This is a genomic window from Streptomyces hazeniae (assembly GCF_031845485.1).
In the GTDB taxonomy this organism is placed as follows: domain Bacteria; phylum Actinomycetota; class Actinomycetes; order Streptomycetales; family Streptomycetaceae; genus Streptomyces; species Streptomyces hazeniae.
The window spans coordinates 1-825 of sequence record NZ_JAVREQ010000071.1; the positions used below are offsets into that span (position 1 = coordinate 1).

Annotated in this window: 1 protein-coding gene; it reads left to right on the plus strand. The window is 68.0% G+C overall.

Annotation, left to right across the window (positions count from 1 at the left end; translation table 11 throughout):
- Positions 1-825 (plus strand): methylmalonyl-CoA mutase family protein (locus RM572_RS28610; protein ID WP_311676284.1); only part of this gene is annotated, 825 nt, incomplete at both ends.

Sequence of the window (825 nt, forward strand, 5' to 3'; positions counted from 1 at the left end):
TCTACCAGGTGGTCGCGGAGGAGCAGGGGGCCGACCCCGGCAAGCTCCAGGGGACCACGCAGAACGACATCGTGAAGGAGTACCTCTCGCGGGGGACGCACGTCTTCCCGCCGGTGCCCTCGCTGCGGCTGACCACCGACATGATCACGTACACGGTCAACCGCATCCCCAAGTGGAACCCGATCAACATCTGCAGCTACCACCTCCAGGAGGCGGGGGCGACCCCGGTCCAGGAGATCGCGTACGCCATGTCGACCGCCATCGCGGTGCTCGACGCGGTCCGCGACTCGGGCCAGGTCCCGGAGGAGAAGTTCGGTGATGTGGTCGCCCGGATCTCGTTCTTCGTGAACGCGGGCGTCCGCTTCATCGAGGAGATGTGCAAGATGCGCGCCTTCGGCCGTATCTGGGACCGCGTCACCCGCGAGCGGTACGGCATCACCGACGCCAAGCAGCGCCGCTTCCGCTACGGCGTCCAGGTCAACTCCCTCGGCCTGACCGAGGCGCAGCCGGAGAACAACGTCCAGCGCATCGTCCTGGAGATGCTGGCCGTCACCCTCTCCAAGGACGCCCGCGCCCGCGCGGTGCAGCTCCCGGCCTGGAACGAGGCGCTGGGGCTGCCGCGCCCCTGGGACCAGCAGTGGTCGCTCCGTATCCAGCAGGTGCTGGCGCACGAGAGCGATCTGCTGGAGTACGAGGACATCTTCGCCGGTTCGCACGTCATCGAGGCCAAGGTGGACGCCCTGGTCGAGGAGTCGCTCGCGGAGATCGACCGCATCCAGCAGATGGGCGGCGCGATGGCGGCCGTCGAGTCCGGCTACCTGAAGT